Here is a 13,465-nt window from a genome sequence, read left to right as displayed (position 1 = left end):
TTTCCCTCTCGCCAAGGCGGACCGTCAATTCTATCCCCCTTCGGTGCGAATTTCCTTTATGCCGCTGTGCACGCTGCCGGATGTTTCGCCCGATGCGGTTCTCCGTGCGGGATCAGCCGCCCTCCGGGCGCCTCGGGGCTTGGCGGCCGGCCGGTACACGGAGACGCTCGGGTCCCCGGCCAACCAGTAGCGCCAGGGGTAGGCCGGTGATCCGCCGGGTCCACTCACGCCGACGCGCGGGCCCGTCTGAAGACGCAGGGGGTCTGCAAGATGGTCCGGCAAAGTGAGCTGGAGCCGGTCAGAGAAAACATCCGTTCCGTCCAGCTCCCGGTCGATCCCGAGGGCCTGCGCCAGGCGCGCCGGACCGCGCGCAAGGTCCCGGTCCAGGCGAGGGTTGCCCCGACGGCGCCGGGCCGCGTCCACTCCGCCGACGATCTCCCCTGCGCGCAGGAGCAGTCCGGTGGCATTGCCTGGCCACCCACAGACCACGTTGGCGCAATAGTGCATGCCATAGGTGAAGTACACGTACAGGTGCCCCGCTTCACCGAACATGGTCGCGTTACGGGCCGTCTGTCCGCGGAATGCATGGGAGCCCGGGTCTTCTGACCCCATATAGGCTTCCACCTCGGTGATGCGCACCGTGACCGGCTCCGCGCCGTCGTCATGGGTCAGGTGCGCGCCCAGCAGGAGCGGTGCAACCTCGATGGCCGGGTGCGCAAGCCGGGTGCGCTGGAGAGCTGGATCCACGAAAAGACCGTATCAAGACGCAGGGACTCAGCCTGCACGGTCATGTCCGATTTCCGCTAGCAGCGCACTCGTCCGCCTGCGAGGATGGACTCATGGATTTCTGGCAGCAGTACCGGGCGATCGAATCGCGGGACACCCGGTTCGACGGGCAATTTGTCACCGCGGTGGCGACGACGAAGATCTACTGCCGCCCGTCCTGCCCTGCGCGCACTCCGAAGCCGGCCAACGTCAGCTTTTATCCGACCTCTGCGGCGGCGCACGAGGCCGGATACCGTGCCTGCAAGCGATGCCTGCCCGAAGCGGTACCCGGTACGCCAGCGTGGAACCTGCGCTCGGATGTCGCTGCGCGGGCAATGAGGCTGATTTCCGACGGCGAGATTGACCGCGTCGGCGTTCCGGGGCTGGCGCTGCGGCTCGGCTACTCAACCCGCCAGCTTGGCCGGATCCTCCACCACGAGCTGGGTGCCGGCCCGCTCGCGCTCGCGCGCGCCACCCGAGCACAAACGGCGCGGACACTGCTCACCGCCACCGATCTGGCGCTTTCCGACGTAGCCTTCGCCTCCGGGTTCAACAGCATCCGCCAGTTCAATGAGACGGTCCAGGAGATCTACGACCTCTCCCCCTCGCAGCTGCGGCACCGCAGCCGTACTCTTTCCCATGCATCGACGGCGGCCGGCTCCCCGACGTCCCTCAGCCTGACACTGCCCGCGCGCATGCCCTACGACGACGGCATCTTCTCCTTCCTGCGCGCCCGCGCCGTCAACGGTGTTGAGCAGGGTGATCCGGCAAGCTATGCCCGCCTGCTGCGCCTGCCCGGCGGCGAGGGCTGGTTCAAGGCCGAACCAGGACCGCGCGGACTCGATGTCTCCGTGACGGTGGAGCAGTTGAAGGACCTGCCCGTCCTGCTGTCCCGCATCCGACGCCTGTTCGATCTGGACGCTGATCCCGCGGCCATCGACGATGTCCTCTCGGCAGACCCGGTCCTGGAAACCCGCGTGCAGCAATATCCGGGGATCCGCCTGCCGGGTGCGGTGGATCCGCAGGAGATCCTGATCCGCGCCATGGTTGGCCAGCAGATCACCGTAGCGGCCGCCACCGGTATCCTGGACACTCTCAGCGTGCTGGGCGAGCCCTCCAGGCTCGGCCGTCCCGGTCATTCCCGTCTGTTCCCCACCGCTGCTGCCCTGGCCGATGGGGCGGGCCCGCTGCTGAAGGGACCGGCGCGCCGCCGCTCGAGTCTGCTGGCCGTCTCAGCGGCCCTGGCCGACGGCAGCCTGAGGATCGGCGTGGCTGACACACCCGGTGAACTGGCGCAGAAGCTCCTGCCGCTGCCGGGAATCGGGCCGTGGACTGTCCGCTACGTCGCCATGCGGGTACTTGGTGCTACAGATATCCATCTGGACAACGACGCCGCGGTCCGCACAGGTTTCGCCCGGTTATCCGGACGCACCGCCGATCCGCGGGAAACAACCGCCTGGTGTGAACAGTTCAGTCCCTGGCGTTCCTACGCGACCATGCACCTCTGGCGCCTCGCCTCCGAGAAACCGCTCGCCGCTGATCAGCAATCACAAACTCAGGCAGCAACCGATACCCCTAGAAAGGCGCTGGCATCATGACCACCCAGACCACCACCGTTCCCACTCCCGACGGGCCGTTTACGGTCGTGGAACGGGACGGTACAGTCCTGGCCTCCGGCTGGACCGCTGAGCTCTCCGAGTTGACGGGTCAGATTCACCCAACCCTCAGGGCGGAACCTGTTCAGTCTGTACGAAGTCTCGCGTCCATCACGGACGCCGTGTCAGCCTATTACGACGGCGACCTCGCCGCCATCGAGAGGGTACGGGTGCATCAGTTGTCAGGACCTTTCCGTAACCACGCCTGGGACGTGCTGCGCACTGTTGCCCCCGGAAGGCCGGTGACCTATTCGGAGTATGCCCGGCTGGCCGGCCGGCCCGCCGCCATCCGTGCCGCCGCCGGAGCCTGCGCCTTCAACGCTGCTGCGCTGTTTGTTCCGTGCCATCGAGTGATCCGGACGGACGGCAGTCTCGGCGGCTTCCGCTGGGGCGTTGCCGTCAAGACCAGCCTGCTGGCCCGCGAGAAAACAGCCTCTCAGTCCGCTGACCCGGTAAGCGTTGCACGGTAGAAATCTTCGAGCGCGTGCAACTTGCGCATGCTGGTATGCGGCTGGTCGCCGTCCACCGACACCGCGACAGCATCCAGATGGGCGTGCCACTGAGCCAGCAGGGCGGGAGCTTCGTCCTGGCCCTCCACAACGTGCCGGACGGCCACCCGGGTACTGCCGCCGTCCGCAGTGAAATCGACCTCAGCCTGCTCAACCCTCGGCTGTTGTTCGGGATCCGCAGTGAGCGCATCCTTTACGAGCGGCAGGGTGGAAGGGAGGCGACGGTCGAAATGGACCATGGTGACGCCGTCGTCCGTTTCCACCCATCCCATGGTGTTGGACACGTTGAACTCTTCGGCATAGGCGTCCCGCAGGGCCGCCCAACCTCCATCGGGCGCCGGTTCCCTGCCGGCGGCGACGTCCTCCAGCGCGGCGAGGATCTGTTGCCAGCCGGCGGCTCCCTCGGTCAGGAAGTCCGGTGTCTCGGAGCGTGCGCGCAGCTGCAGCAGGGCGCCGCCGCTGCACTCAAGCACGCGCCATTCAAGAATCGATTCGAGACCCAGTGCATCATCCCAGGTGATCTGGAGACTGGTGGGCGGATTGAGCTGCAATACCGTACCCGTGGTGACTCCGCCACCCATATCCAGCGAGTATTCCTTCCCCAGTTCCCAGTGGCCGGCCAGTTCTCCCAGCCATAGGCGCACCTTGCCCGGGTCCGTCAGCAGGTTCCAGATGTATGAGCGCGGGTAATCGAACTGGCGGTCGAAGGCGAGCACGTAGCCGCCGCTCAAACGCTCGATGCGGCCACGCGGCACCACGGGATGAGCCGCTGATCGATCAACATCCGACGTCATGGCGTCTGCCTTTACCTCGTCCTGAACCTGCGGTAATTCTGCTCGCGTGCTTCCCAACTTAGCGCAGTGCCGTGCGCCTGATAAGAGTTGCGCGGCGCAGATCCGAATCTTTCAGACGCCGCGACATGCAGCGTAGTCCTCAGCCACGCGGCGCCATGGCTGACGGCCAGGGAAGGAGCTCGGGAAGGTCAACGCCGTCCGCCGCGGCGGTCGCGTTCAGCCCGCCCAGCGGTTTCCGACCTGCCAGCCAGGCGGCGATGTCCTGCAGGAGGCCGGTGACGACGACAGTGCGTGCGGGGGTTCCCGAACCGTTGAGGAGGGTGCGTGGTTGCTCCCCCAGCGGCTGAAGCTTGAGTGCCGTGCCTGCGGGGACCCGTGCTGTGAGGAATTCGAAAAGGTAGTGGCAGAAGGCGCTGTCCCAGTCGAGGGAGGTGCGTCGGAGGCCGAGATCGGAGGCGTGAATGACCAATTCCCGCCAGAGCGCGAGCGCGCCGTCGCGTACGGTGCCGTCCCGGTAGGAAATACGACTGTCCCACTCGCTGCCGGTCACGCCGGCAAACACCGCCACGGCGGTGCTGACGGCGTCGGTCAGGGTGTTAAGTTGCTCTTCTGCAGCGCGCTGTGCCCGCCGCTCGATGTCCCGGTTGCGGCCGTCGGGCCCGTCGTCGTAAAAATCGACGGTTTCACCGCGGGCGGCGAATTCGAGCTGACGCGTCATCGCCCGGCACACGCCCTCGACGTGGGCGATGACGAAGGCGCGATTCCAGCCCGGGAGGTCCGACGGTTCCGCGAGGGCGACGTCGCTGATCCCGGCCGCTGTTGCCAGCAGTTCCCGGCCCGCGTCGGCAAGGAGTCCCGGAAGTCTCCGGGGATCGTGCTGGGGTGCTTCCGGCTGCGACGTGTTCACGGACATCCTCGGGCTCGGGATCGGGTGGTTTGTCCCGAGGATACCCGCAACTTCCAGCGCTGTGCCTGTATCTGGAGCTAGGACAACGCCGGCGCCGATCGCGCCTGCGCCACCTGCTCGGTCAGTTCATCCAGCTGGCGGCGTACTGCGGCCGGGGCGGTTCCGCCCTGTGAGTCGCGGCTGTTCAGCGACCCTTCGACGGTCAGTACCTCCCGGACACCCGGCGTCAGCTGCGCGGAAATGCCGGCGTAGTCCGCGTCGGTCAGGTCCCACAGTTCGACGCCGCGGCTTTCAGCCAGCTTGACCGCTTCGCCGGAGAGCTCATGCGCCTCCCGGAACGGCACACCCTGGCGAACCAGCCACTCAGCCACGTCCGTGGCGAGAGCGAATCCGAGCGGCGCAAGCGAGGCCATCCGTTCGGTGTGGAACGTCAGCGTCGCGATCATGCCCGAGACGGCAGGCAACAGCACCTCGAGGGTGTCGACGGCGTCGAACACCGGCTCCTTGTCCTCCTGCAGATCCCTGTTGTACGCCAGCGGCAGCCCCTTGAGCGTGGCCAGCAACCCGGTCAGGTTACCGATGAGCCGGCCTGCCTTGCCGCGGGCAAGCTCGGCCACATCGGGGTTCTTCTTCTGCGGCATGATCGATGAGCCGGTGGAGAAGGAGTCGTGCAGCGTGACGAAGGAGAATTCCTTGGTTGCCCAGATGATGACCTCTTCGCTGATGCGCGAGAGGTCAACTCCGATCATTGAGGCCACCCAGGCAAACTCCGCATACACGTCCCGCGCCGCAGTGCCGTCGATCGAATTATGCGTCGCCGACTCGAACCCCAGCTCGGCAGCGACCGCCTCCGGGTCAAGGCCGAGCGACGATCCCGCCAGCGCGCCTGAGCCGTACGGCGAGACCGCCGCCCGGCGGTCCCAATCCTGGAGCCGCTGCACATCGCGCAGCAGAGCCCAGGCGTGGGCGAGCAGGTGGTGGCTCAGGAGCACCGGCTGCGCGTGCTGAAGGTGGGTACGGCCCGGCATCGGCACCTCCAGGTGCTCCTGAGCCTGTTCGACCAGTGCGTCAATCGTGGCGAGGACGCCGCCGGCAATGATGCGGGCGTGTTCCCGCAGGTACATCCGGCCGAGCGTAGCCACCTGGTCGTTGCGGGAGCGGCCGGCACGGAGCTTGCCGCCGAGGGCCGGCCCCGCCCGCTCGATCAGGCCCCGCTCAAGCGAACCGTGCACGTCCTCGTCGGAGTCCGCCGGCACGTACGCGCCCGTGCGGACGTCGTCGTCGAGCGTGTCCAGGGCGGCCAGCATGCCGGCCAGCTCGCCGTCGTCGAGCAGGCCGGCACGGTGAAGGACGCGTGCGTGCGCACGTGAGCCGGCGATGTCATGACGGGCGAGTCGCCAGTCGAAATGCGTCGACTTGCTCAGCGCCGCGAGGGCGTCCGCGGGGCCGCCCGAGAACCGGCCGCCCCATAGCGACCCTTCGTTCGTCCCGTGTGCGGCAGTACCGTGTGCCTCTGTCACCGTTCAGCTTCCTGCGCGCTGATCGCGGCCTGAGGCCACCTTGGAGGACAGCCCGAAGATTTCGATGAAGCCGCGGGCCATCGACTGGTCAAAAGTGTCACCGGTGTCATAGGTGGCCAGGTTGAAGTCGTACAGCCCGACGTCGGAGCGGCGGCCGGTGACGGTTGCCCGCCCGCCGTGCAGCTCCATCCGCACGTCGCCGGACACGTAGCGCTGGGTATCGTCGATGAAGGTTTCCAGCGAGCGCTTCAGCGGGGAGAACCACTGGCCGTCATACACCAGCTCGGTCCAGCGCTGGTCAACGGTCTTCTTGAACCGGGCCTGCTCGCGTTCAACCGTGACGTTCTCCAGTTCGCGGTGGGCGGTGATCAGGGCCATGGCTCCGGGCGCCTCGTAAATCTCGCGGCTCTTGATACCCACCAGGCGGTCTTCGACAATGTCGATCCGGCCTACGCCCTGTGCGCCCGCGCGGCGGTTCAGTTCCTCGATGGCCTGCAGCGGCGTGACGGCGTGGCCGTCAATCGCCACCGGAAGGCCCTCGCGGAAGGAGACGACCACCTCATCGGCCGCCGGTGAGAACTCGGGCGAATCGGTGTAGTCATAGACATCCTTCGTGGGGCCGTTCCAGATGTCCTCAAGGAAGCCTGTTTCGACGGCGCGTCCCCAGACGTTCTGGTCGATCGAGAATGGGTTCTTCTTGGTGGTCTCGATCGGCAGGCCTTTTTCCTCAGCGAAGGCGATGGCCTTGTCGCGGGTGAGTGCGAGGTCACGGACGGGTGCGATGCACTTCAGATCCGGGCCGAGGGTCTGGATGCCGACCTCGAACCGGACCTGGTCGTTACCCTTGCCGGTGCAGCCGTGCGCAACGGTGGAGGCGCCGAACTCACGCGCCGCGGCGACGAGGTGCTTGACGATCACCGGCCGGGAGATGGCGGAGACCAGCGGATAGGCGTCCATGTACAGGGCGTTCGCACGCAGCGTGGGCATGCAGTACTCGTTGGCGAACTCGTCACGTGCGTCCGCGACGTAGGCTTCCACGGCGCCGCAGCCCAGTGCGCGCTGGCGAATGGTCTCGAGCGATTCCCCGCCCTGTCCGACGTCGACGGCGACAGCCACCACTTCTGCTCCGGTTGCCTCGGCGATCCAGCCGATGGCCACCGACGTATCCAGTCCGCCTGAGTAGGCGAGGACAATGCGTTCAGTCACTTGGGTAGCTCCTCTTGTGTGTTGGGGTATTTCGGTGATGTGGAGAAAATCTGGTGTTCAGGACGCTTCGTGCGCGAACTGCAGGAATCGGGCAGCCACCTCGGCGCCGCCGGAAGGATCGCGGCTGACCAGCATAATCGTGTCGTCTCCGGCGATCGTACCGAGCACCGACGGCATGACCGAATGGTCGATGGCCAGCGCCAGGAAGTTCGCGGCTCCCGGCGGCGTACGCAGGACCACAAGGTTCCCGGATGCCTCGGCCGTCACGAGGAGCTCCCCGCACAGCCGGGACAACCTGCTGTCCAGGATTTCCTGCGTGACGCCGCTCTGCGGTGCCCGCCCGCCGCCTTCACCGGGCACGGCGTACACCAGTGCGCCGTCCTTACCACGGACGCGCACGGCTCCCAGCTCGACGAGGTCCCGGGACAGCGTGGCCTGCGCCACCTGTAGACCGGCATCCGCCAGCAGTTCGGCCAGTTCAGACTGGGACCGCACCGACTGTGCGGTGAGCAGGGCAGTGATCCGGGCCTGGCGGGCGATCTTCGTCGTTGGCTGACCTGTCGGCTGACCAGGAGGCTGGCCGGCCGATTGACCTGGTGACGCCGCAGTAGTCACGAGCGCTCCATGAGCCACACCATGAGCGCCTTCTGCGCATGCAGCCGGTTCTCCGCCTCGTCCCACACAACAGACTGCGGCCCGTCGATGACCGCGGCGGAAATCTCGTAGCCGCGATAAGCCGGCAGGCAGTGGAGGACGACGGCGTCGGCCGCCGCCTGCGCCAGCAGCGCCTCATCAAGGGCGTACGGACGGAACAGCTCGAATCTCGCAGTCTTCGCGGCGTCGTCCTCGATCTCCTGCCCCATGGACACCCAGGTGTCGGTGGCAAGGACATCGGCCCCGGTTGCCGCCTCGCCTGCATCCGTGGTGATCAGCACCGAGCCGCCGGTTTCCGCGGCGCGCTTGTTGGCGGCGTCGACAATGTGTTGTTCCGGCAGGTAGCCCTCGGGACCCGCGATGCGTACGTGCATACCGGCGGTGACCCCGGCAAGCAGGTAGGAGTTCGCCATGTTGTTCGCGGCATCACCGAAGTAAGCGAGCGTGAGGCCTGCCAGCGCGCCCTTGTGTTCCCGGACGGTCAGCAGGTCGGCGAGCAGCTGGCACGGGTGATAGTCATCGGAGAGCGCGTTGATGACGGGCACGGAGGACGCCTCGGCCATCTCCTCGAGCCCGGCCTGCGCATAGGTGCGCCAGACGATGGTGGAGACCATCCGTTCAAGGACCCTGGCCGTGTCAGCGATGGATTCCTTGTGACCGAGCTGCGACTCGCCCGCACCGATGATGAGCGGCACCCCGCCGAGGTCCGCGATCCCCGTGGCAAAGGACACGCGGGTCCGGGTGGAGGTCTTGTCGAAGATCACGGCGACGGTCTTGCGTCCCGAGCCATCACCGGCATAGGCGGGGTTCGAGTACGGTGCCTTCTTCAGTTCAAGCGCGAGGTCGAGGACCTCGTTTTGTTCAGCCTGGGTGAGGTCGGTGTCGAGTAGGAAGTGGCGGGTCATTCGGATGCCTCCGTGGTCTGGGCTGCGTTGTTTCCGGCTGCGTTGTTTCCGGCTGCACCGCAGTTTCGTGCCGTCTCGAGGATCGCCGGCAGTGCATTGAGGAAGCTCTGTGCCTGGGTGCGCGTCAGGATCAGCGGCGGCGCGAGCCGGAGTGTGTGCGGCGTGGGCGCGTTGATGATGAACCCCTGGGTGAGGGCCTCCGTGACGGCGTCCGAGGCGTAGTCGCCGTCGAGGTCGAAACCGATCAGCAGGCCCTCTCCGCGGACCTCGCTCACGCCGCTCACGCCGGCCAGCTTGCTGCGAAGGTAGCTGCCGACGTCGTTCGCGTTCTGCAGCACCGAACCCGCCTCAAGCGCGTGCAGGGTGGCCAGCGCAGCGGCCGTCGCGACTGGATTCCCGCCGAAGGTCGTTCCGTGCTGGCCCGGCGTGAGCAGCGAGGACACCTCACTACCGAATGTCACCAGCGCACCGATGGGGAAACCGCCGCCCAGTCCTTTGGCCAGGGTCATGGCATCAGGGGTGATACCGCTTGCCTGGTGCGCGAACCAGCGCCCGGTGCGGCCCACGCCGGTCTGTACCTCGTCCAGGATGAGCAACGCGCCGACTTCACTGGTCAGTTCACGTGCCTTGCGCAGGTAGTCGATGCTGAGCGGGCGCACGCCCGCCTCGCCCTGGATAGGTTCGAGGACGACGGCGGCAACAGACTCATCGAGCGCTGCCTCCAGCGCCGCGGTGTCATTGAACGGCAGATGCTCGACGCCGCCGGGCAGCGGTTCGAACGGCTCGCGGTACGCCCGCTTCGCGGTGAGGGCGAGAGCGCCCATGGTGCGGCCGTGGAAGCCGCCAGCAAGCGCGAGAATGCGCTTGCGTCCGCCGGCGCTGTTGCGGCGGGCGAGCTTGAAGGCTGCCTCGACGGCCTCGGTGCCGGAGTTCGCGAAAAACACCTTCGATCCTTCGCCGGCACCGGACAGGGACAGGAGCTTCTCGGCGAGCGCCACCTGCGTGGGGCTGGTGAAGAAGTTCGAGACATGCCCGAGGGTGGCCAGCTGGGAGGAAATCACCGACGTGACGAAGGGGTGGGCGTGGCCCAGCGCGTTGACGGCGATTCCGCCGAGGAGGTCGAGGTACTGCTTGCCGTCGGCATCCCAGACGTGGCAGCCAGCTCCGCGCACCAGAACGCGCTGCGGCGTGCCGAAAACACCCAGCACGGCGTTCGAATAGCGCTGCAGCCATTCTTTCCCCTGTGCAGGGTCAATGAGCGCCGCTGCCGATGCGGATTCGAGGGCGGTTTCCTTGGTCACAGTGCTTCGTCCTCGTCCGGCACTACCTGTGTGCCTATTCCAGCGGCCGTGAAAATCTCAAGCAGCATTGAGTGCGGCAGTCGTCCGTCGACGATGTGCGCCCGCTCCACTCCCCCGTCAACGGCCTTGAGGCAGGCGGTCATCTTGGGAATCATCCCCGATTCCAGTTCGGGCAGGAGGCCTCGCAGATCGGCAGCCGTCAGTGAAGAAATCAGGCTCGTGCGGTCCGGCCAGTTGGAGTAGAGACCTTCGACGTCGGTAAGGATGACGAGCTTCGACGCACCGAGCGCTTCGGCGAGCGCCGCAGCGGCGGTGTCGGCATTGACGTTGAGGACCTGTCCCGTTCCATTGCCTGTGGAGTCAGTCTCGGGTGCCACGGTGGAGATGACCGGGATGCGTCCTGCTTCGAGGATGTCGAGGATTGCGGCCGGGTTGACTCCGACCACTTCGCCGACCAGCCCGAGGTCAACTTCCTCGCCGTCCACTACGGTGCCGGTCCGGACGGCCCGGAGCAGGCCGCCGTCCTCACCGGAGAGACCAACGGCATAGGGCCCATGGGAGTTGATGAGGCCGACCAGTTCACGGCTCACCTGGCCGGTCAGCACCATGCGGACAACATCCATGGCTTCCGGGGTAGTGACGCGCAGGCCGCCCTTGAATTCCGAGGTGATGCCAAGCCGGTCCAGCATCCCGTTGATCTGCGGGCCGCCGCCATGCACCACGACGGGGCGCACCCCGGCGTGGTGGAGGAACACGATGTCCTCGGCGAAGGCACGGCGCAGCTCATCGTTGACCATGGCGTTGCCGCCGTACTTGATGACCATGGTGGTGCCGGCGAACCGCTGGATCCAGGGAAGCGCCTCGATCAGGGTTGCCGCCTTGTCCTGGGCGGCGTTGAGAGTGTTCATTTTGTCCTTCGACTCGGCGTCTGCAGCGGCAGCATCTTCACCTGAAAAGTTCAGCTCGAGTAGGCCGAGTTTCCATGCACGTAGTCGTGCGTGAGGTCATTGGTCCAGATTGTGGCCGATTCGGAGCCGGCGTTGAGGTTGATCTCGACGGTGACCAGGCGGGCGGTCAGGTCGACCAGTTCCCGTGGTTCACCGATTCCGCCGTCGCGGCAGATCTGCACCGCGTTGATCGCTACATCGAGGCGATCGGGCTCGAAAACGGCGTCGGTGGTGCCGACGGCCGCCAGGACCCTGCCCCAGTTCGGGTCGTTGCCGAAAATGGCAGCCTTGAAGAGGTTGGACCGGGCGACGGCACGACCAGCGGTTTCGGCGTCTTCCTCGGTGGCTGCGTTGATGGTCCGGATCGCGATGGTGTGGCTCGCTCCTTCCGCATCCTCAATGAGCTGATGAGCCAGTGAAGAGCAGACGCCGGTGAGAGCTTCGGTGAACTGGGCCGGATCCGGACGGACTCCGCTCGCGCCCGAGGCAAGCAGCACCACCGTGTCGTTGGTCGACATGCAACCGTCCGAGTCAGCGCGGTCAAAGGTGACTCGGGTTGCGGCACGCAGCGCGGTATCGAGGACTGCAGCGTCCAGGACGGCGTCAGTGGTGAGGACAACCAGCATGGTGGCGAGGCCCGGCGCAAGCATTCCAGCACCCTTTGCCATTCCGCCGATGGAGTAGCCCTCGCTCGGCTCATCCTGCGTGGCGGGGTAGGTTGCGGTCTTGGGCACCGAGTCAGTGGTCATGATTGCCTCGGCAGCAGCCCGGCCGCCGCCGTCGGACAGGTGTGCGGCTGCCTCGTTGACGCCCGGCAGCAGCTTGTCCATGGGCAGCTGTTCTCCGATGAGCCCGGTGGAACAGACGAAGACATCGCTGGCTGAGACGCCAAGCGCCTCCGCCGCGAACTCCGCGGTGCGGTGCGTGTTCTGAAAGCCCTGCGGCCCGGTGCAGGCGTTTGCACCACCGGAATTGAGCACGACGGCATCCACCCGCCCGTCCGAGACCACCTGACGCGACCAGTGAACGGGCGCAGCGGCGACCCGATTGGAGGTGAAAACCGCCGCTGCCTGATGGTGCGGACCATCATTGATGACGACGGCGACATCCCGTGCCCCGGTCGACTTCAGTCCTGCCGCCACGCCTGCTGCGCGGAATCCCTGCGGTTCGGTAACGCTCATGGTGCAACTCCTGATCCGGTGAGGCCCGTGATCTCCGGCAGACCGAGGGCAATGTTCATAGACTGCACCGCACCACCGGCAGTCCCCTTGGTGAGGTTGTCGATGGCACAGCTGACGACGACCCGGCCGGCGTGCTCGTCGAAAGCCAACTGGAGCTGCGCAAAGTTGGACCCAAGGACGGATTTGGTGGCGGGCCACTGACCAAGCGGCAACAGCGTGACGAAGGGTTCGTCGTCGTACGCGGTTTCCCACGCCTCACGCAGCTGCTCAGCGGTGGTACCGGGTGTGACCCGCGCCGTCGCCGTCGTCAGGATGCCGCGTGACATCGGAGCGAGGGTCGGTGTGAAGGAGACCGTGACCGGCGCACCGGCAGCCCAGCCCAGCCCCTGCTCCACCTCCGGGGTGTGCCGGTGGCTGCCGCCGACTCCGTATGGGCTCATCCCGCCCATCATCTCTGAGCCGAGCAGATGCGATTTCAGCGCCTTGCCGGCGCCGGAGGCACCGGAGGCAGACACAATGACGACGTCGTCCGGCTGGAGCAGCCCCGCAGCGAATCCCGGGGTGAGGGCCAAGAGTGCGCTGGTCGGGTAGCAACCGGGGACGGCGATGCGGCGGGCGTTCCGCAACGCGTCGCGGGCACCGGGCAGCTCCGGAAGTCCATAGGGCCAGGTGCCGGCATGCTCGGAGCCGTAGAAGCGGTGCCAGGCGTCGGCGTCTTCGAGCCGGTGGTCAGCTCCGGCGTCGATGACCAGGACTTCCGGCGGCAGCTGTGCGGCCACCTCGGCGCTGGCTCCGTGGGGCAGGGCGAGAAAGACGACATCATGCCCGGCGAGGTTGGCGGGATTGGTTTCCTCAATAATGCGGCCAGCGAGGGAGTGCAGGTGCGGCTGCACCTCGCCCAGCCTGCTGCCGGCACTGCTGTGGGCGGTGATCGCGCCTATCCTCACCTCGGGATGGGTCGAAAGCAGGCGCAGGACCTCGCCTCCGGCATAGCCGCTTGCTCCGGATACCGCGACGGAAATATTCATGCGATTCATCGTACAGCAAACCTATTCACTGGTGCACATATTTATCCAATGGGTACTGGAGGTCGGAATGAGTTCACCACGGGACCGGTTGCA

13 protein-coding genes are annotated in these 13,465 nt (G+C 66.5%); 2 read left to right on the top strand and 11 right to left on the bottom strand.

Going from position 1 to position 13,465, the window contains the following annotated elements; genetic code table 11:
- Positions 1-30: 30 nt before the first annotated feature.
- Positions 31-747: a DNA-3-methyladenine glycosylase gene (locus AC1MBU_RS08625; RefSeq protein ID WP_479786973.1), complete on the bottom strand. Its 717-nt coding sequence runs from the start codon at positions 745-747 to the stop codon at positions 31-33.
- A 92-nt stretch (positions 748-839) separates the two neighbouring features.
- On the opposite strand from AC1MBU_RS08625, the gene AC1MBU_RS08620 reads away from it, so the two are divergent.
- Complete coding sequence (locus tag AC1MBU_RS08620; RefSeq protein ID WP_479786972.1) at positions 840-2,363, top strand: AlkA N-terminal domain-containing protein; 1,524 nt, start codon at positions 840-842, stop codon at positions 2,361-2,363.
- Entirely contained in the window at positions 2,360-2,890 is a 531-nt protein-coding gene (locus AC1MBU_RS08615; protein ID WP_479786971.1) for a methylated-DNA--[protein]-cysteine S-methyltransferase, read from the top strand. The genes AC1MBU_RS08620 and AC1MBU_RS08615 overlap by 4 nt, the downstream gene beginning before the upstream one ends.
- Here the strand turns inward: AC1MBU_RS08615 and AC1MBU_RS08610 are convergent.
- The 10 genes from AC1MBU_RS08610 to argC form a co-directional block, all read right to left on the bottom strand.
- On the bottom strand, positions 2,857-3,723 hold the full coding sequence (locus AC1MBU_RS08610) for an SRPBCC domain-containing protein (protein ID WP_346028910.1): 867 nt from the start codon (positions 3,721-3,723) through the stop codon (positions 2,857-2,859). The genes AC1MBU_RS08615 and AC1MBU_RS08610 overlap by 34 nt on opposite strands.
- A gap of 139 nt (positions 3,724-3,862) precedes the next feature.
- Complete coding sequence (locus tag AC1MBU_RS08605; RefSeq protein WP_479786970.1) at positions 3,863-4,630, bottom strand: maleylpyruvate isomerase family mycothiol-dependent enzyme; 768 nt, start codon at positions 4,628-4,630, stop codon at positions 3,863-3,865.
- Between the two features lie 77 nt (positions 4,631-4,707).
- Positions 4,708-6,150 carry an argininosuccinate lyase gene (gene argH / locus AC1MBU_RS08600; RefSeq protein WP_479786968.1) on the bottom strand — a complete coding sequence of 481 codons (1,443 nt, stop codon included), beginning with the start codon at positions 6,148-6,150 and terminating at the stop codon, positions 4,708-4,710.
- 3 nt (positions 6,151-6,153) lie between these two features.
- Entirely contained in the window at positions 6,154-7,356 is a 1,203-nt protein-coding gene (locus AC1MBU_RS08595; protein ID WP_479786967.1) for an argininosuccinate synthase, read from the bottom strand.
- A 57-nt stretch (positions 7,357-7,413) separates the two neighbouring features.
- Complete coding sequence (locus AC1MBU_RS08590; protein ID WP_346028906.1) at positions 7,414-7,971, bottom strand: arginine repressor; 558 nt, start codon at positions 7,969-7,971, stop codon at positions 7,414-7,416.
- Positions 7,968-8,915 carry an ornithine carbamoyltransferase gene (argF, locus tag AC1MBU_RS08585; protein WP_277358730.1) on the bottom strand — a complete coding sequence of 316 codons (948 nt, stop codon included), beginning with the start codon at positions 8,913-8,915 and terminating at the stop codon, positions 7,968-7,970. The genes AC1MBU_RS08590 and argF overlap by 4 nt, the downstream gene beginning before the upstream one ends.
- A complete protein-coding gene (locus tag AC1MBU_RS08580; protein WP_479786965.1) occupies positions 8,912-10,216 on the bottom strand; it encodes an acetylornithine transaminase in 1,305 nt (434 codons plus the stop codon). Before AC1MBU_RS08580 ends, argF begins: the two co-directional genes overlap by 4 nt.
- Positions 10,213-11,124 (bottom strand): acetylglutamate kinase, encoded by a 912-nt coding sequence (gene argB, locus AC1MBU_RS08575; protein WP_277358732.1) that lies wholly within the window; start codon positions 11,122-11,124, stop codon positions 10,213-10,215. Before argB ends, AC1MBU_RS08580 begins: the two co-directional genes overlap by 4 nt.
- A 50-nt stretch (positions 11,125-11,174) precedes the next feature.
- Complete coding sequence (argJ, locus tag AC1MBU_RS08570) at positions 11,175-12,344, bottom strand: bifunctional glutamate N-acetyltransferase/amino-acid acetyltransferase ArgJ (RefSeq protein ID WP_479786963.1); 1,170 nt, start codon at positions 12,342-12,344, stop codon at positions 11,175-11,177.
- Positions 12,341-13,372: an N-acetyl-gamma-glutamyl-phosphate reductase gene (gene argC, locus AC1MBU_RS08565; protein ID WP_277358734.1), complete on the bottom strand. Its 1,032-nt coding sequence runs from the start codon at positions 13,370-13,372 to the stop codon at positions 12,341-12,343. Before argC ends, argJ begins: the two co-directional genes overlap by 4 nt.
- Between the last annotated feature and the right edge of the window lie 93 nt (positions 13,373-13,465).

Source organism: Arthrobacter sp. PTI12 (assembly GCF_056679915.1).
This window is presented reverse-complemented; position numbering and strand designations above follow the sequence as displayed.

What these genes read in the sequence shown, in the direction of transcription:
- argB (WP_277358732.1), bottom strand. Translation starts at nt 11,124, where the DNA reads ATGAACACTCTCAACGCCGCCCAGGACAAGGCGGCAACCCTGATCGAG.
- AC1MBU_RS08610 (WP_346028910.1), bottom strand. Translation starts at nt 3,723, where the DNA reads ATGACGTCGGATGTTGATCGATCAGCGGCTCATCCCGTGGTGCCGCGT.
- AC1MBU_RS08620 (WP_479786972.1), top strand. Translation starts at nt 840, where the DNA reads ATGGATTTCTGGCAGCAGTACCGGGCGATCGAATCGCGGGACACCCGG.
- argJ (WP_479786963.1), bottom strand. Translation starts at nt 12,344, where the DNA reads ATGAGCGTTACCGAACCGCAGGGATTCCGCGCAGCAGGCGTGGCGGCA.
- AC1MBU_RS08615 (WP_479786971.1), top strand. Translation starts at nt 2,360, where the DNA reads ATGACCACCCAGACCACCACCGTTCCCACTCCCGACGGGCCGTTTACG.
- argF (WP_277358730.1), bottom strand. Translation starts at nt 8,915, where the DNA reads ATGACCCGCCACTTCCTACTCGACACCGACCTCACCCAGGCTGAACAA.
- argC (WP_277358734.1), bottom strand. Translation starts at nt 13,372, where the DNA reads ATGAATATTTCCGTCGCGGTATCCGGAGCAAGCGGCTATGCCGGAGGC.